Source organism: Streptomyces sp. NPDC020958 (genome assembly GCF_055562175.1).
The window spans coordinates 91,481-107,354 of sequence record NZ_JBVHFU010000016.1; the positions used below are offsets into that span (position 1 = coordinate 91,481).

The window sequence follows — 15,874 nt, forward strand, 5'->3', positions numbered from 1 at the left end:
CGTCGCTCTCCTTCATGAGTGTCGTTCGACGGCGCCGGTCCGTGCCGGAGGCGGGGGCTCGTCGGGCTGCGGTGGGGGGACGTGGTGCGCGGGGTCGGGTCTCAGGGCCAGCCGGACGGCCAGCAACAGCACCGGTACGGCGGTGAGGGCGACCAGCACGGCCGCGGAGGCCCAGCGGGCCGCGAGGCCGAGGGTCAGGAAGACGGCGAGGGCGACGGCCTGGGCGCCGAGCCCGGCGACCGAGGTGACCGTGGCCCGCGCGGGTCCGGAGATGGCGTGCTGGAGCCGGGCGTCGGCGACGATCTGGGCCAGCCGCAGCACCCAGTAGAACGCGGCGATGCCGAGGAACCCGGCCGGGCGGCCGGTGAGCGCTCCGGCGGCGAGGGCCGCGCCGCCCGCGCCGAGCAGCACCGCCAGCAGGCGGTCGCCGGCGCCGGCCATGCGTCCGCCGGCGAAGCCGCCCGCCGCCATCGCCGCCCAGGGCAGCAGCAGGAGCAGCGGTACGGCCGCGGCGGGCGTGCCGGCCTCGCGGGCGAGCACCGGGAGGTACTCGTCCACCACGCCGAGGCCGGTGAGGGCCGCGGCCAGCAGGACGGCGGAGCGCACCCCCGGGGTGCCGCGGGCCTCGGCGAGCCCGGCGCGCAGCACGGCCAGGTAGCCCTGCGGTTCGGGCTCCGGTTCCGGCACGGGGGCCGGTTTCGGCACGGCGGCCGGTTCCGGGCCGGGGGCCCGGCGGCCCAGGCCCAGGGCGGTGGGGACGGCGAGCAGGGTGAGCAGGACGGACACCCAGCCGGTGGCGGGGTAGCCGCCGAGCAGGACCAGCGGGGTGGCGGCCAGGGAGCTGGCCGCCACCGAGCATGCCTGGACTGCGGCCACCCGGCTGCTGACCCGGGCGTACTGCCCGGCCCGGCCCTCGGCGGCGAGGCCGTCGTAGAGCAGGGACTGGAGCGTCCCGGAGGTGAGGGCGGTGCCCGCACCCCACAGGACGAATCCGGCCGCGAACGAGCCGAGCGAGGGCAGCGCGGTCCACAGGGCGAACCCGGTGCACTGCGCGAACGCCGCGGCGGCCAGCACGCGGTGGCGGGGGAAGCGGTCGGCCAGGGCCCCGGAGGGCACCTCGCAGACGAAGGTGGTGACCGTCCACACCGCGAAGAGAACCGACAGTTCTCCCGTGGAGACCCCGTGCGAGGTCATCAGCAGGGCGTAGACGGCGTGCAGCGGGAGGAGTTCGGTCAGGCAGGTGTACAGGTACACCAGGCCGACGCGGAAGGGGCCGGAGGACGGCGGCTGGGACATGCGGACCTAATAAGGCATGGAAGGACGCTAGCACGAAGGCGTCCGGCGGACAGGGCGGTCGGGTGCGTACGGCGCGGGGGTTCAGTCGGTGCGGCGGATCAGGAACGGGCCGAGGGCCAGCGCGTCCAGCGGGCTGCGGGCGAAGGTGGCGAGGGCGTCGGAGGGGGTCCACACGACCGGCTCGTCGCGGCCGTTGAACGAGGTGTTGAGCACGACGGCGTGTCCGGTGTGCTCGGCGACCCGGCCCAGCAGCCGGTGGTAGAGCGGGTCGTCCTCGGCGGTGACGGTCTGCGGGCGGGTGGTGCCGTCGACGTGGATCACGGCGGGCATCGCGTCCCGTCCGGCGTCGGGCACCGGGGTGGTGACGATCATGTAGGGCAGCGGTGTGCCGTCGCCGAGCAGCGTGGGGGCCTCCTCCAGCCGCATGCTGGGCGCGAACGGCCGCCACCACTCGCGGTCCTTGACCGTGAGGTTGATGCGGTCGCGTTTGGCCACCGGGAACGGCGCGGTCACGATGGAGCGGTGGCCCAGGGCCCGGGGGCCGCCCTCGCCGCGTCCCTGGTGCCAGCCGACGATCTGGCCGCGGCCCAGCAGCCCGGCCACCGCGTCGGCTATGTCCTCGTGCTCGGTGTGGCGGACGCCCTGCTTGTGCAGCACCCGCCGGACGGCGTCGGCGTCCCACTGCTCGCCCCAGGCGAGGGTGCCGGTCATCGGCGTGATGGTCTCGCCGTGCTGGGCGGCCACCCAGCCGGCCGCGCCGAGGCTGACGCCCTGGTCGCCGGCGAGCGGCTGCACGAACAGGTCGCGCACCTCGGGCAGCCGGGCGAGCTTGCCGTTGAGGGTGGCGTTGAAGCCGACGCCGCCGGCCACCAACAGGGTGTCCTGGCCGGTCTCGCGCAGCAGCCGGCGGGCCATGGCGACGACCGAGCGCTCCAGGGCCTCCTGGGCGGTGGCCGCGAGGTCCCGGTAGTCGTAGGGGTCGCGTTCGGTGCGCCGGACGTAGCGGCCGCGCTCCCGGTCGTAGTGGCGGCTGGCGCGGTTGGGCGGCAGCGCGCTGGTCTTCTCCAGGTGGGCGAGCCACAGCCGCAGGGTGTCCGCCTCCTCGTCGGTGCTGCCGGTGGACAGCAGGGTGCGGGGCACCGGTCCGACGGCGTAGCCGTCGTCGAGGAAGCTGAGGCCGCCGCCGAAGGTCAGGTCGCCGGGGGTGCCGTAGGGGGCGAGGCCCATGGCCTTGCCGGCGGCGTCGGCGCCGAGGCCCGCGTACGCGCAGACGGCGGCGTAGAAGTAGCCGAGGGACCAGCCGGGCGGGACGGCCTCCAGGACCTTCAGCTCGCCGCCGACGGCCGAGGCGAGCGTGGCGCTCTCGCACTCGCCCTGGCCGTCGAGGACCAGGACGGCGCCTTGGTCGCGGCCGGAGAAGTAGTAGGCGCTGGCCGCGTGGGCGGTGTGGTGCGGGACGAAGACCAGCTCGGGGTCGCGGCCGCGGGGGAAGTACTCGCGCGGGAACAGGAAGTCCAGGGCCCGCGCGCTGTCGGGGAACCAGTCCAGGCCGCGCCGGGTGAGCAGCGAGGGCATGTCCCAGCCGTGGGCGACGACGTCGATGTCCTCCAGGGCGAGGCCGCCCTCCTGGAGGCAGAAGGCGGCGGCGTGCAGCGGGGCCTCGCCGTAGCCGTGCTTGTGCCGGGTGAAGCGTTCCTCCTCGGCGAACGCCACCACCTTCCCGTCGACCAGGAGGCAGGCGGACCCGTCGTGGCTCGCGCCCGGCCAGCCATTCACACCGAGAATTCGCATGGCAAGTCATTCCCTTCGAACGGGCCGTGGGCCCGGTAATTGACGGACGACGACCGGTGCGCTAGAAATTAGCAGCGATACCGCGCCGATGAAATAGGCGCCGGCCTCTTTCCTTCTCCGAGACCGCACCGGGCGCAAAACCGCCGGTCAGCGCGGTCCACTCTTCACAGTCTCCCGTTTTTCTGCATGCCTCGAAAACCGCTGGACACTTTCCGATTTCCACGCGCGAGAAACCAGAAGAAAGGGCACGCCGTGCTTCGTCTGATCATGCATCCGGACAGCACCGCCGACGTTCCCGACGAGGCGGACGTCCCGGCCGAGGACTTCCACCAGAGCGCCGGCCGGTTCCGGCTGCTGTCGGGGCGCGGCGATCCCGTACGCCTGCTGCGCGCGGGCCGTCCCGGCGGCCGGTGGGCCGCTGCACTGCTGGAGGACGGCGGTCAGGACGGCTGGTTCATGTGGAAGGGACCGGCCGGACACCCGGACCCCGAACTGCTGTCCGCCCTGCTCACGGGGGTTTCCCGGCTGGGCCCCGCCACCTTGGTGCTGCTTCCGGAGTGGGACTTCCCCGAGGTGCTGGCGGCAGCCGGGTACCGGCCCGCCCCGCGCTACGCCACCGGTCTCGTGCCCACCGGCGGCGGGGACGAGGCGATCCTCGCCCGGATGCGCCCGAGCACCCGCAGCCGGGTGCGCAGGGCGCTGCGCAGCGGCCTGGAATTCGCCGACGACCCCGGCCGGATCGACGAGTTCTACGACTTCTACGCACCGGCGATGATCCGCGCGGACTCACCCGACCTCGCCCCCCTCGATCTGCTGCACGATCTGCTGGCGCATCCGTCGGTCCACCTTTTCACCGCGCTGCACGAGGGCCGGGTGGCGGCCGGTTCCATATGCTTCCGGAACCGTAATTCGCTGGAGGCGCGTTTTGTGGCCACGCACCCGGAACACCGCGTCGACGGCTCGATGAACTTCGTGCATTTCCAGACCATCAGGCGGGCGGCTGCCGAGGGGCTGGAGCATTTCGACCTGAGCGGCATATCCACCGGTGAGGTGGACGGGAAGACGGCCGGGATCAACCGGTTCAAGCTCGGGTTCGGCGGCGAGGTCCTGCACTACCCCACCTACGCCCGGTCCGGGGACTGAGAGGAGACGCCCGTGCGACTCGTGATCGACCGGGACGTGCCCGTCCCCATGAGCGACGGCGTGGTGCTGCGGGCGGACGTGTACCGCCCGGACACCTCCCGCCCGCTGCCGGCCCTCCTCCAGCGGACCCCGTACGGCAAGGGGTCCTCGGCGGGGGGCCGCTCCCTGGACTGGATGCGGCTGGTGGAGGCCGGGTACTGCCTCGTGGTGCAGGACGTGCGCGGCCGGTACGCGTCCGGCGGTGTCTTCCGGCCGTTCGCCGACGACGCCGCGGACGGCCGGGACAGCGTCGAGTGGGCCGCGGGCCGGGACTGGTGCGACGGGACCGTCGGCATGATCGGGCGGTCCTACGAGGGTGCCGCGCAGTGGCACGCGGCGGCCGCCGCGCCGCCCGCGCTGCGGGCCCTCGCCCCGCACGTCGCCGCCGCCGACCCCTACGAGGGCTGGACGTACCTGGGCGGCGCCTTCCAGCTCGGGTTCTGTCTGCACTGGGTGCTCGGCGACCTGCTGCACGGGCAGGTCGAGCGGGCCGGCGGCACCGCCGCGGACGTCCGCGCCGTGGCCGAGGCGCTGGACGGCATCGACGAGCTCTACCGGGCGCCCTGGCGGGCGCTGCCCCTGCTGGACCGGCTCGCTCCCTACTACCGCGAGTGGCTGGAGCACCCCGGGCCCGACGACCACTGGCGCGGGCTGGCCGCCGCCCCGGACGGGCGACGGCCCCCGGCGCTGGTGGTCGGCGGCTGGTACGACATCTTCCTGCCGGGCACCCTGCGGACACCGTCGCCCCGGCCGGACGACCGCCTGCTGATCGGCCCCTGGTCGCACTGCGTGACCGGCGGTGTCTTCCCCGAGCGGCGCTACGGACTCGCCGCCGACGAGGCGGAGTTCGACATGACGGCGGCCCATCTCGCCTTCTTCGACCGGCATCTGAAGGGCGGGACGGAGCAAGCGGGTCCGCCGGTGGAGGTGTTCGCCGGCGGGGCGGACCGCTGGATCGCCCCCGCCGGTCCGCCGGGCGCGGACAGCGTCCCGCTCGCGCTGCACCTGGACAGCGACGGCGACGCCCGTACCCGGCACGGCTCGGGCGTGCTGCACCACGCTCCGCCCCGCCGCGAGGTCACGGACGTCTACCGCTACGACCCCCGCGACCCCGTCCCGACCGCCGGCGGAGCCACCTGCATGACCGGCATGTTCGTCGGCGCCGACTGCGGCCCCCTGGACCAGCGCGCGGTGGAGGACCGCCCGGACGTGCTCTGCTACACCGGCCCCCGACTGGACGCGCCCCTGACGGTGTCCGGGGAGGTGGTCGCCGAGCTGTACGTCTCCTCGTCCGCGCCGGACACCGACTTCACCGCCAAGCTGGTCGACGTGCATCCGGACGGCCGCGCGGAGATCCTCTGCGACGGCGTCGTCCGGACCGGGCACCGGGCCCGGCTGGACGGGGTGCGTCCGCCGGTCCCGGACACGGTCCACGCGCTGCCGGTGGCGGCGGGGACCGTCGTGCACGTCTTCCGGCCCGGCCACCGGGTCCGGCTGGAGGTCTCCAGCAGCAACTTCCCGCGGTTCGACCCCAATCCGAACACCGGCGGCACCCCGCTGACCCTGGCGGACGCCCCGGTGGCCACGGCCGTCAACCGGGTCCACCACGGGCCGGGCCGGCCGTCGCGGCTGCTGCTCCCGGTCTGTCCCGGTCTGCTGCCGGACGCTCACGACGCGGCCTGAGGCGACGGCTCGGGCTTCGGATCGCCGTCGCGCCGGAACACGGTGAGGTCGGTGAGCGGGACGATCCGCCGACCGGCCCGCAGATGCGCCCGGCGCAGCCGCTCGCGCTGGGCGGGCGTCAGCTCGGTGCAGTGCTGCGGGATCGCGCGCAGCATCCTGGTGCGGGCGGCGGTCGCCGGGTAGCGGGGCCGCACGCCGTAGGGGTCGCGTACCAGGTGGTAGAGGGTGCCGGTGTGGAAGGCCACCTTCAGCAGGGCGTAGTAGGCGGCGGCCCCGATCCCCTTGTGGCGGGCGCACCCGGCGAGCGTCCGGGACGCCTCGTACAGCCGCCACAGCACGGGCACGGCGGGGGTGGTGAAGACACCGGTCTCCTGGGCGATCCCCTCGCCGACGCCGTAGCGGAAGTAGCTGCGCATGTTCTGCAGGCCGACCTGGGCGTCGTGGAAGATGCGGGCCTCGGGGACGTGCCGGACGGGGATGCCGGCCAGCTGGAGACGGAAGTCGAACTCCCGGTCCTCGCACCAGTGGATCAGGCCGTCGAAGTGGTAGCCGCCGATGTGCTCGACGATCGCCCGGTCGTAGATGAGCGGCGGGGACAGGGCGCTGACGTACTCGCCCTCGTCGTACTCGCGCACCCGGGCGGTGAGCCGGCTCATCAGGCTGCCGGACTCGCCGTACACCACCTGGCCCTTGACCACCGGGTCGGTGGCGACGGCCGCGGCCATCATGCGGACCACGCCGGGGGCGAAGGTGCAGTCGGAGTCCATCAGCAGCAGATAGCGCCCGCTCGCCGCCTCGGCGCCCGCGTTGTAGGCGGCGCCGAGGTTGCCCGCGTCGGGTATCTCGGTGACGGTCAGCGGCCTCGGGTGCTCGCGCAGCACCCGGCGGATCTCGTCCGTGGCGCCGTTGAGCGCCAGCACGATCTCCACGTCCTCGTCGACCGAGTCGATGCAGTCCAGGATGCGCAGGTCGTCGCGGAGCGCGATGACCACGCTGGTGCTCGCCAGCACCCGCTCGGTGCGCTCCTCGTCCGGGGCGGCCGCGGCGGCGGTCATGCCTGCTCCCCGGTGTCCGCGGCGACGCCCTGCTCGTCCTTGCGCAGCACGTAGACGTGCGTGGTGTGACCGGGGGTGAAGCCGTCGCCGTCGATGTCGCGGACCCGGACCGTGCGCAGGCCGGCCGTCCGGCCGAGTTCCTCCATGGTGAACGGGTCGACGACGTACTGCACATGGGTCTCGCGCCAGAGCAGGCCGTCCGCCCCGTACAGGGAGAGCACCGACCGGCTGCGGGCCAGCACGGGGTCCCAGCGGTGGGTGCGGTGCAGCCGGACGCCGTCGCGGGTCTCCTCGTGCTCCAGGTTCCGCCAGTCCTCCTGGAGGACCTTGCGGGAGGAGTAGTCGAAGACGAGGTGGCCGCCGGGGCGCAGGGCCGCGGCCGCGTTGCCCAGGCACTCGGCGAGGTCGACGGCGGTCAGGTAGTTGAGGGCGTCGAAGCCGGAGACCACGAAGTCGTAAGCGTCGGGCTGGGCGGTGAAGCGTGCCATGTCGCCGACGATGCGCAGCTCGGGCGGTATGCCGCCGTGCTCCAGCATGGCCGCCGAGCGGTCCAGCGAGGTGACCTCGCCCTGCGGGACCAGGTCGGCCAGCACCCGGCTGCCCATGCCGGTGCCGGCGCCGAGGTCGAGGATGCGGACGGGGCCGGGGGCGGCCAGCTTGGCCAGTTCGGCCCCGATGCCCAGGCGCCAGGTGTCCTCGGCCATGGCGCCCTCGAACAGTTCGTAGGTGTCGGACCAGTGGTCGTACGCGGTGGTGGTCATCGGCGTTCCCTTGTCGGAGGGGTGTCGGAGGGTGGAGCGTGGTCAGGGCGTGGGGGCGGGTGCGGCGGGGCGGTCGGTGAGGCGCAGCGGGAGGCGGGACAGCACCCGGGCGGCGAGGGCTTCGGCGGCGGCGGTGTCCGGGCCGCTGGTGATCGCACCGGCCAGCACCTCGTCGCCGCCGCGGTAGGGCGGCAGGACGGTGCCGGGGGCGAGGTCCAGGCCCCAGAAGACGTCGTGGACCCCGGGGGTGCGGGCGAGTTCGGCCAGATCGCCGACCCATTCGACGGTGCCGCCGTCCGCGGGCAGATAGCGCTGGACGACCGCCCGGTCGCGGGTGGGGCGCAGTTCCTCCTCGGCGAGCGGGCGGCCCAGGGCGAGCCGGACGGCGTTGGGCAGCGGGTCGACACCGGTGGCGAGCGGCATGACCTCGGTGGCGATGCGGGCGCCGGTCAGCCGGCAGGTGATCTCCAGCAGGTACACCCGCCCGTCGGGGGTGCGCAGGATGTCGGTGTTGACGACGGCGGTGGTCAGTCCGAGCGCGTCGACGCCCCGCTGGACGGTGCGCACCACCTCGGCGCGCTGTGCCTCGTCCAGGACGGAGGGCAGGGTGTCGCCGCCCTCGAAGAAGTGCGGGAAGAAGCGCTCCTTCTCGCCGTACTCGCGGTCGGCGAACCCGGTGACGCGGAGCCTGCCGTCGACGGCGAACCCGGCCACGGTGTGCTCGGTGCCGGTCAGGTACTCCTCGACGACGACGTGTCCGGTCGGGCTGAGGGCGAGGGCGCGCTCGACAGGTTCCCGCGCGGTGCCGAGGGCGTCCAGCTTGGCGACGCCCAGGGAGCCGGTGCGGTCGCTGGGCTTGACGACGGCGGGCAGCCCGATCCGGTCCAGCGCGGCCAGGGCGGCGTCGGCGGTGGTGGCGACGGCGAACCGGGGCACGGGCAGCCCGGCCCGGTGCAGGGCGGCGATCCGGCGGTCCTTCAGGGTGCACAGGTCGGCCACCTCGACGGGCACGCCGGGGCAGCCCAGCTCGGCGGCCAGCCGGGCCACGACCGGTGGATTGTCGTATCCGAGGGTCATGACGCCGGATATTCTTCCCGGCCACTCCGCGCGAATTACCGACAGGACACCGGCGAAATCGTCGGGGTCCGCCTCCAGGTAAATGTCGGCGCTTTTCCGGACGCGTTCGGTGATGCGGTCCGTGACCACCAGGACGCGCACTCCCATTTCTTTCACACGGGCGAGCGACCTGTCCATTCCGGAGCCGATCCCGCATATCAGGAGGGTGTCGGTCACCTGGCCACGTACCAGACGCGCCGGGTGTCCTCGCGCACCGGCTCGCGGTCGAGCCCGGCGTACGTGTCCACGCTGGTGAAACCGGCCGCGAGCAGGGCGCCGGTGACCGCGGCCGGGTCGTGGCCGCGCTGCGGATGGGTCTCGTGGACGCGGTGCCAGCCGCCCTCGGGGGTCCGGCGCACGACGGTGACCGTGGTGTCCACCCGGCCGGTCGCGGCGTCGTAGGGGTTCTCCCAGACCTCCAGGATGTCCTCGGTGTTCTGCTCCACGAACACCTGTCCGGCCCAGGCCCGTTCGACGAACCAGACGGGGTGCGCGTCGAGCACGGCGAGGCCGCCGTCCTCGGTGGCGGCCCGCAGGGTGCGGGCGGCGAGCTCCAGGTCGCCCTCGCCGACCAGGTAGTTGACGGTGTTGTAGGTACAGGTGACCACGGAGTGGCGCCGGTCGCCGCGGTAGTCGCGCAGGTCGCCGCGGACCAGGTCGACGTCCACCCCGGCCCGGCGGGCGGCCTCGCCGGCGTGCCGCAGCATGTCGGACGACTGGTCGACGCCGGTGAGCGTGCCGAAGGAGCCGGCCATCGCGATCAGCAGCGTGCCGGTGCCGCAGCCCAGGTCGAGCAGCGAACCGCCGCCCGCCCGGTAATGGGAAATCAGGTCGGGGAGTTTTTTCGACACTTCCTCCGTGAAATCGTTGTAGGGTGCCGCGGCATAAACATCGGCATACTCGCCGAAGAAATCTCCGCGTGATTCATATTGCATCACGACCGCCCCATTCAGTAGTCTCGATTTCCGTGCCGGGCGCTTCCAGGCCCGCCATTTCCTTTTCGTTTCCGGAGGGAGAATTCGCATGCGCACCGCGAACGAGGGAAGCCGTCCCGCAGGGCTTCCGCTGCTGTCCGACCAGAGGGACCGCCTGGCGATCCAGGAGTGGGTCGAGAAGCATGACCTCGGGGTGGAGGTCCGCATGTTCGGCCGGGGCTTCCGGCTGACCGGCCCCCTCGACACGGACGCCCTGGACTCGGCACTGACCGCGCTCGTCGCCCGCCACGAGGCGTTGCGCGCGGCCTTCCCCGACCGGGGCAGGACCGGGCGGCAGGAGATCCGCGAGGCCCGCCCCTTCACGCCCGAGCGCGTGGACCTGACCGCGCTGCCCGAGGACGAGCGGGCGGACGAGGCGCTGCGCCTGGCCGGCGCCTTCCTGAGCCGGAACCTGGACCTGGACGGCGGGCTGCTCATGAGCGGCGTCGTCTACCGCCTGGGCGAGCAGGACCACCTGCTGGGCCTCGCCGTCGACCATCTGGTGGTGGACGGGCAGTCGTTCGAGATCCTGGTGAACGAGCTGTGGGAGCTGTACGCCGCGGCCGTCGAGGGCCGCGAGGCCAAGCTGCCCGAACAGCGCTTCACCTACGCGGACTTCGTCCGCTGGGAGGCGGAGTGGCTGGGCCGCGACCCGGAGCCCCGGCAGATGATCGCCCGCTTCGCGGAGCTGCTGGACGGCATCGGCACCAACGCGCCGGTGTACCTGCCCGGGATGCTGCGCGAGACCAACGACCGTTACGCGGTCGGCACGTTCGACGGCTCGCTGACGCCGGAGACCTGCGCGCTGCTCACGGAGTACTGCCGGTCGGCCCGCACCACCCCGTTCGTGGTGCTGTTCACCGCCTACCTCTGCGCGCTGCACGCCCGCAGCGGGCGCAGCGACCTCGCGGCGCTGATCCCGGTGACCCGGCGCACCGAGGAGCACCTGCTGGACCTGGTGGCCTTCCTGTCCACCTACGCGACGGTCCGGGTGCGGATCAACCCGTCCCTGACCTTCAAGGAGCTGAGCCGCACGGTCCGTTCGGCGGTGCTGGAGACGCAGCGGCTGGGCCAGGTGCCGGCGCCCGAGGTGACCTCCGCCCTCGCCCCGCACCACCTGGGCCGGCTGCTGGAGCGGCCGTGCACCTTCTTCGACGTGGCGCCGGGCGGCTGGAGCGGCGGCAGGCGCGAGGCCGGAGGGCTGTCGGTGGAGCCGACCGAGGTGCCCGGCGACCAGCACCAGATCGAGAGCCTGGAGGTGTTCGCCTCGGTCGACGACAGCGGAGTCGACTTCACGGTGCTCTTCCCGGCGGACGTCTTCGGCGAGGAGAGCGTTCGGGAGCTCGCTCATGAGTTCACCTCCTTGGTGCACAGGTTCCTGACTGCTCCGGACACGGCGATCGGGGACGTGCTGCGGGCGGACTGAGCCGCCCGGCGGGAAGGGACCGGGGGCCGCACGGCCGGCCCCCGGTCCGGCTCGTTCAGGGCCGGGCGCCGGCCATCCGGATCACCTCGAAGGCCTCGCTGTGGCCGTGGCCCGCGCTGGTGACGGCCCGGTAGGACGCCAGCCCGCGCACCGCCTCGTCCCAGGCGGCGTGCCGCAGTTGGGAGCGGTAGCAGCGCATGGCCTCGACCTTCAGCTCGATCTGGTCGGTGACGTCCTCGGTGTACTGGGCCTCGCCGAGCGGGGCCCACACCTCGTAGCCGAGCACCAGGGACGGCGGCGGCGCGGGCGGCCCGGCCTCCTCGAAGAAGTCGGACTCCGCCATCCACAGCGACTCCAGGCCGAGCCGGTGCACGGCCCGGTGCTCCACGTCCCCGTCGTCGCGGTGCGGCAGGTACACCCGGTCCGGGCGGACCTCGCGCAGCACCTTGACGACGGCGAGGTGCAGCCGCCGGTCGGCGGCGAAGTCACGGGACGGCTCGTCCAGCGTGATGCACCGCTTGACGCCGAGCACCCGGCAGGCGTCGGTGGTCTCCGCCGCGAACTCCTCGTCCCCGACCTCCCGGTCGGCGAGCCCGCGTTCGCGGCGGATGACGATGACCACGGTGACCTCGGCGCCGGACTGGGCCAGCTTGGCGATGGAGCCGCCGCAGCCGATGACCTCGTCGTCGGGGTGCGGGGCGATCACCAGGACCCGGGTCACCGGCCGGCTCCGCCCGGTGCCCCGTACCCGGCCCAGCGCGCCCACTGCGCCGTGCGCGTCATGCCCTCGTCCAGGGTGGTCCGGGGCGCGGCCAGGAGGCGTGCGGCGAGCGCGGCGTCCACGCGGGCGGGGCTGGCGTAGAGCGCCTGCTCCCAGTCGGGCACGGCCCCGCCGGCCGCAGTGCCGGCCGGGGCGGGCAGGCCGCGGATGCCGCGCAGCCGGTCGAAGAACTCGCCCCAGCCGGGCTGGTCGGGTCCGCTCACGAGGAACTTCCGCCCCGCCGCGGCGGGTTCGGCGAGCGCCGCCAGCACGGCGTCCACGACGTCGTCCACGTACACCGCGTTGCAGGCGCCGCCCGCACCGGTCACCGGCAGCTCCTCGAACTCCTCGGCGGGGCGGGTCAGCTGGGCGACGGTCCACTGTCCGCCCCAGGGGCCGTAGACCACGCCGGGCTGGAGCACGACGGTCTCGGGGCCGTCGCCGTGCGCGGCGAGCACCAGCCGCTCGGCGGCGGCCTTCTGCTGCTCGTACTCGCGGTCGTCGGCGTCCTCGGCGAGCTCCGGGGCGGTCTCGTCGAAGCGCGTCAGGCCAAAGGTGTCGTACACGTCGACGGTGCTGAGGTGCACCAGCCGCTCGACGCCGGCGAGTTTGGCCGCGTCGAGCAGGTTCGCGGTCCCGTCGACGGTGGTGCGCCAGCGGTCGTCGACCTCGCCCCGCGACCCGAACGCGCAGTGCACGACCAGGTCGCAGCCCTCCAGGGCCTTGCGCAGGGTCCCCGGGGCGTCCAGGTCGACGGCCCGGAAGGCGAGCCGTTCCTGCGGCAGCACGGAGAGCCGGGCGGCCCGGCCGTAGCCGCGCACCAGGGCACGGACCTCGGCCCCGGTGCCCAGCACCAGCCGCTCCACCACCCGTCCCCCGATGAACCCGCTGGCGCCGGTGACCGCGACGCGCCTGCCCGCGAAGTCGTTCATGCCGCGCTCCTCGACGTCGTCCCGGTCAGCCAGGGCTGGGCCAGCGGGCGTCGCGCCGGCCCCGTGTAGCACTGTTCGATCAGCCGGGCGACCCGCAGGCCGTCCTCGGCGGTGGCGTGCGGTGCCACGTCCGCGCCGGAGCACACGTCGGCGAAGTTGCGGAGCTGCTCGACGAAGAGGTCGTCCCATTCGTCCTGGGCGGGCGGCACGGCGCTCACGTCGCCGCGGTGCAGTTCCTCGCCGGAGGCGGTGATCAGGGTGCACTCGCCGGCCGGGAAGTCGGTGCCGACGCTCACCTCGGCGGCGGTACCGGTGACGACGCAGCTGATGCCGAGGGCGCGGACCCGGCTCAGCTCCAGCACGGTCTCCACTCCCCCGATGCGCAGGGTGGCGACGGCGTCGGCCTCGACCCCGCCGAGGCTGTCGTCGACGTAGTCGACCACCTCGACGTCCGGGCCGAGCCACCACAGCAGGATGTCGAAGACGTGGGAGGCCGTGTCGGTGAGGACGCCGCCGCCGGCGAGAGCCCGGTCGAACATCGACCAGGAGACCGGCTCCCAGCTGTAGGGGTGGCCCTCGGTCCAGCGGACCCGGGTGACGGTGCCCAGGTCGCCGTTCCGGATGAGGCCGCGCACCCAGGCGTTGGCGGGGAACAGCCGCCGGGGGTGGGCCATCAGCAGGCGGGTGTCCGGGGCGGCGGCCGCGGCGGCGGCGAGGGCCTCGGCGTCCGCGGCGGAGGTCGCCATCGGCTTCTCCAGCAGCACGTGCTTGCCCCGGGCGAGCAGATCACCGGCGACGGCGGCGTGCGCGGTGTGCGGTACGGCGACCACGGCGGCGTCGAAGGCGTCGGCGGCCTCCTCCACCGTGCGGGCGATCAGCACGTCCTCGGCGGTGCCGCCCTGGTCCGTGTACCACTGGAGGGCGGCACGGGCCTGCTCGGGGTCCGGGTCGATCAGGGCGGTGAGCCGGATCTGCGGGACGTGCGGCAGCGCGGTCAGGTGACAGGACCGGGCGGCGGCTCCGCAGCCGACGACGGCCAGTCGCAGCGGTGGCATGGGCGACTCCTCGGGTGTGGTCGTTCCTCGGGTGTGGTCGGGGGTGGTGCGGCGGGTCAGGTGGCCGGGTGGAACACCCAGAAGTTGGGCTCCGCGTAGACGCCCTCGCCGTCCGCGGAGACCTCCAGCGGGGCGAGGGCGCCCGGTACGAGGTGGCGGGCGGGGCCGGGCAGCGGGTGTCCGGCGATCTCCTCCCAGCGGGCGGCGGGCTGGCTGATCACCAGCGAGCGGTCGCAGGGGGCGAGCAGTTCGGCGCCCAGCGCGGCGTGGGTGGCCAGCCAGGGATCGAACGGTGTGCCGTCCGGCCGCCGCCAGCGGGCGTAGTCGGCCATCGGGACGAGTGGGTACCGTGCCTTGCGGGTGGGGCGGACCGGGATGACGACGCCGCGCAGACCCGCGGCCCGTGCCTCGTGCCTGGCCCGGGTCAGCAGCCGCTCGGCGAGGCCGCTGCCGCGCAGCCCGGCGCAGACGCTCACCGAGAGCATGCACAGCGCGTCCGGGCGGCCGGCCGGTCCGTCGAACGCGGAGACCAGCACGTCGTCGGAGCCCTCCGGGAGCCCGTCGACCGTGCCGTCCCAGGGGACCGGCAGGCCGTTGGCGGCGGCCACCAGCCGGCCCTCCTCGTCCAGGACGCAGAGCTGGTGGGCGGGGTAGGTGTCGTAGAGCCGGTGCCAGCGCCAGTTGCCGGGCGACTCCCAGCTCATGAACGCGGGCATGTTGCCGGTGATCAGCCGGTCGACGGCCGGCTCCAGCTCCGGTGCCCGCTCCAGGCTGGTGACCGTGAGGGCCGGCGGGTGCGCCACGGTCGCCTCAGCCGATCAGGCGGCTGCCTGCGCTCGCCCGCATGGTGCGGGAGCGGCGCAGGTCATGGGTGACGTTGATGCGCTTGAGCCAGCGGTCGGTGCCGTCGTAGCGAGCGGTGAAGGGCACCCGGCCGTGGACCACGCGGTGGTTGTTGACGACCAGGCAGTCGCCCTGCTCCAGAGCGACCTCGCGCAGCCCGGAGTCGACGACCGCGATCAGGTTGTCGAGGGCGCGGCGGGCCTCCGGGTCGTCCTCGGGGACCTCCATGAAGTACGGGTCCAGCCGCAGGTACGGCTCCTGGCGCGGGCCGAACAGGGCTGCCACCGGGCGGCGTTCGTGGATCAGCCGCTCGATGGTGGCGAACCGCTCGGTGTCGCCGCCGGAGCCGGCGGAGTTGTTCTTGGGCAGGTGCGACTCGTCGGGGGCGATGTGGAAGCGTTCCTCGAACAGCACCTCCACGTCGTCGTCGGACAGCGCTCCCACGGCGTACGAGCCCACGGTGGTGGCGACCTTGTCGGGGTTGCGCAGGGAGGCCAGCACCAGGTAGTCGCCGCGGTACGGGTGGAAGGCGTCCTCGGTGTGCCAGGTCAGCAGCTCCTTGCTGCCGAGGCCGAGCTGGTCGTTCTCGTGGCTGCGGACGGGGAAGATGTCGTGCACCAGCCGGCCGTCCTGCTGGGTGGTCCAGCCGAACGGCTCGCCGAGCAGCGCCGCGTACAGCAGGACGAGTACCTCTTCGGGGAACTCCCGGTTGGGTCGGGGACGGCCCCGCCAGTGCTCCGGGGTGGGGCCGATGCGGTCCTGGTCGAAGAGGTGCCCGCTGACCACGCAGTAGCCGGTGGGCTCGTCGATGGCGAAGGTGCGCAGGAAGCGCTGGGTGCGCACCGGGAGGTCAGCGGCGATCCGGGGCAGGTCGAGCAGGAGGGCCGGGTCGTCGTCGCCGGTGTAGCGCTCCGCGGCGCGGATCGTGAGCTCGGCCGTCCGCCGTGCCTCGTCCGGGGTCAGCAGCAGGACGTGATCCTCGGAAGGTGTGCCCATGACA

General features: G+C 73.8%; 14 protein-coding genes. 3 read left to right on the top strand and 11 right to left on the bottom strand.

Translation table 11 applies throughout. From position 1 onward, the window contains the following. Positions 1-12: 12 nt before the first annotated feature. Together ACZ3KP_RS33945 and ACZ3KP_RS33950 are read right to left on the bottom strand one after the other, a co-directional pair. Complete coding sequence (locus ACZ3KP_RS33945; protein WP_467504231.1) at positions 13-1,296, bottom strand: MFS transporter; 1,284 nt, start codon at positions 1,294-1,296, stop codon at positions 13-15. Between the two features lie 81 nt (positions 1,297-1,377). Beyond that, complete coding sequence (locus ACZ3KP_RS33950; RefSeq protein WP_467504233.1) at positions 1,378-3,087, bottom strand: carbamoyltransferase family protein; 1,710 nt, start codon at positions 3,085-3,087, stop codon at positions 1,378-1,380. Positions 3,088-3,339: 252 nt separating this feature from the next. Here ACZ3KP_RS33950 and ACZ3KP_RS33955 point away from each other — a divergent pair, with 252 nt between their 5' ends. Beyond that, positions 3,340-4,230: a GNAT family N-acetyltransferase gene (locus ACZ3KP_RS33955; RefSeq protein ID WP_467504235.1), complete on the top strand. Its 891-nt coding sequence runs from the start codon at positions 3,340-3,342 to the stop codon at positions 4,228-4,230. Between the two features lie 12 nt (positions 4,231-4,242). After that, the gene (locus ACZ3KP_RS33960) at positions 4,243-5,952 is read left to right on the top strand and encodes a CocE/NonD family hydrolase (protein WP_467504237.1); all 1,710 of its coding nucleotides are present in this window, start codon (positions 4,243-4,245) and stop codon (positions 5,950-5,952) included. On the opposite strand, the gene ACZ3KP_RS33965 is transcribed toward ACZ3KP_RS33960, so the two are convergent. The 4 genes from ACZ3KP_RS33965 to ACZ3KP_RS33980 are packed head-to-tail and all read right to left on the bottom strand — an operon-like array spanning position 5,937 to position 9,735. Further along, the gene (locus tag ACZ3KP_RS33965) at positions 5,937-7,007 is read right to left on the bottom strand and encodes a glycosyltransferase family 2 protein (protein ID WP_467504239.1); all 1,071 of its coding nucleotides are present in this window, start codon (positions 7,005-7,007) and stop codon (positions 5,937-5,939) included. The genes ACZ3KP_RS33960 and ACZ3KP_RS33965 overlap by 16 nt on opposite strands. Next, on the bottom strand, positions 7,004-7,768 hold the full coding sequence (locus tag ACZ3KP_RS33970; RefSeq protein ID WP_467504241.1) for a class I SAM-dependent DNA methyltransferase: 765 nt from the start codon (positions 7,766-7,768) through the stop codon (positions 7,004-7,006). Before ACZ3KP_RS33970 ends, ACZ3KP_RS33965 begins: the two co-directional genes overlap by 4 nt. Positions 7,769-7,810: 42 nt before the next feature. Continuing rightward, positions 7,811-9,061 (bottom strand): ATP-grasp domain-containing protein, encoded by a 1,251-nt coding sequence (locus ACZ3KP_RS33975; protein WP_467504243.1) that lies wholly within the window; start codon positions 9,059-9,061, stop codon positions 7,811-7,813. Beyond that, a complete protein-coding gene (locus ACZ3KP_RS33980) occupies positions 9,058-9,735 on the bottom strand; it encodes a class I SAM-dependent DNA methyltransferase (protein ID WP_467504245.1) in 678 nt (225 codons plus the stop codon). Before ACZ3KP_RS33980 ends, ACZ3KP_RS33975 begins: the two co-directional genes overlap by 4 nt. 172 nt (positions 9,736-9,907) lie before the next feature. On the opposite strand from ACZ3KP_RS33980, the gene ACZ3KP_RS33985 reads away from it, so the two are divergent. Next, positions 9,908-11,284, top strand: a complete 1,377-nt coding sequence (locus ACZ3KP_RS33985) for a condensation domain-containing protein (protein WP_467504246.1) — start codon at positions 9,908-9,910, stop codon at positions 11,282-11,284. Between the two features lie 55 nt (positions 11,285-11,339). Here ACZ3KP_RS33985 and ACZ3KP_RS33990 read toward each other — a convergent pair whose 3' ends face one another. Genes ACZ3KP_RS33990 through vioC form a run of 5 tightly spaced genes read right to left on the bottom strand, consistent with a single transcriptional unit; the run spans position 11,340 to position 15,870 of the window. Beyond that, entirely contained in the window at positions 11,340-12,005 is a 666-nt protein-coding gene (locus tag ACZ3KP_RS33990) for a PIG-L deacetylase family protein (protein ID WP_189701420.1), read from the bottom strand. Beyond that, on the bottom strand, positions 12,002-12,976 hold the full coding sequence (locus ACZ3KP_RS33995; protein ID WP_467504248.1) for an NAD-dependent epimerase/dehydratase family protein: 975 nt from the start codon (positions 12,974-12,976) through the stop codon (positions 12,002-12,004). Before ACZ3KP_RS33995 ends, ACZ3KP_RS33990 begins: the two co-directional genes overlap by 4 nt. Then, on the bottom strand, positions 12,973-14,031 hold the full coding sequence (locus tag ACZ3KP_RS34000) for a Gfo/Idh/MocA family protein (RefSeq protein WP_467504250.1): 1,059 nt from the start codon (positions 14,029-14,031) through the stop codon (positions 12,973-12,975). Before ACZ3KP_RS34000 ends, ACZ3KP_RS33995 begins: the two co-directional genes overlap by 4 nt. A gap of 56 nt (positions 14,032-14,087) precedes the next feature. After that, positions 14,088-14,834, bottom strand: a complete 747-nt coding sequence (locus ACZ3KP_RS34005) for a GNAT family N-acetyltransferase (protein ID WP_467504252.1) — start codon at positions 14,832-14,834, stop codon at positions 14,088-14,090. Positions 14,835-14,841: 7 nt separating this feature from the next. Next, complete coding sequence (gene vioC, locus ACZ3KP_RS34010; protein ID WP_467504254.1) at positions 14,842-15,870, bottom strand: arginine beta-hydroxylase, Fe(II)/alpha-ketoglutarate-dependent; 1,029 nt, start codon at positions 15,868-15,870, stop codon at positions 14,842-14,844. Positions 15,871-15,874 lie beyond the last annotated feature (4 nt).

What these genes read in the sequence shown, in the direction of transcription:
- ACZ3KP_RS33945 (WP_467504231.1), bottom strand. Translation starts at nt 1,296, where the DNA reads ATGTCCCAGCCGCCGTCCTCCGGCCCCTTCCGCGTCGGCCTGGTGTAC.
- ACZ3KP_RS33950 (WP_467504233.1), bottom strand. Translation starts at nt 3,087, where the DNA reads ATGCGAATTCTCGGTGTGAATGGCTGGCCGGGCGCGAGCCACGACGGG.
- ACZ3KP_RS33965 (WP_467504239.1), bottom strand. Translation starts at nt 7,007, where the DNA reads ATGACCGCCGCCGCGGCCGCCCCGGACGAGGAGCGCACCGAGCGGGTG.
- ACZ3KP_RS33970 (WP_467504241.1), bottom strand. Translation starts at nt 7,768, where the DNA reads ATGACCACCACCGCGTACGACCACTGGTCCGACACCTACGAACTGTTC.
- ACZ3KP_RS33985 (WP_467504246.1), top strand. Translation starts at nt 9,908, where the DNA reads ATGCGCACCGCGAACGAGGGAAGCCGTCCCGCAGGGCTTCCGCTGCTG.
- ACZ3KP_RS33995 (WP_467504248.1), bottom strand. Translation starts at nt 12,976, where the DNA reads ATGAACGACTTCGCGGGCAGGCGCGTCGCGGTCACCGGCGCCAGCGGG.
- ACZ3KP_RS34000 (WP_467504250.1), bottom strand. Translation starts at nt 14,031, where the DNA reads ATGCCACCGCTGCGACTGGCCGTCGTCGGCTGCGGAGCCGCCGCCCGG.
- vioC (WP_467504254.1), bottom strand. Translation starts at nt 15,870, where the DNA reads ATGGGCACACCTTCCGAGGATCACGTCCTGCTGCTGACCCCGGACGAG.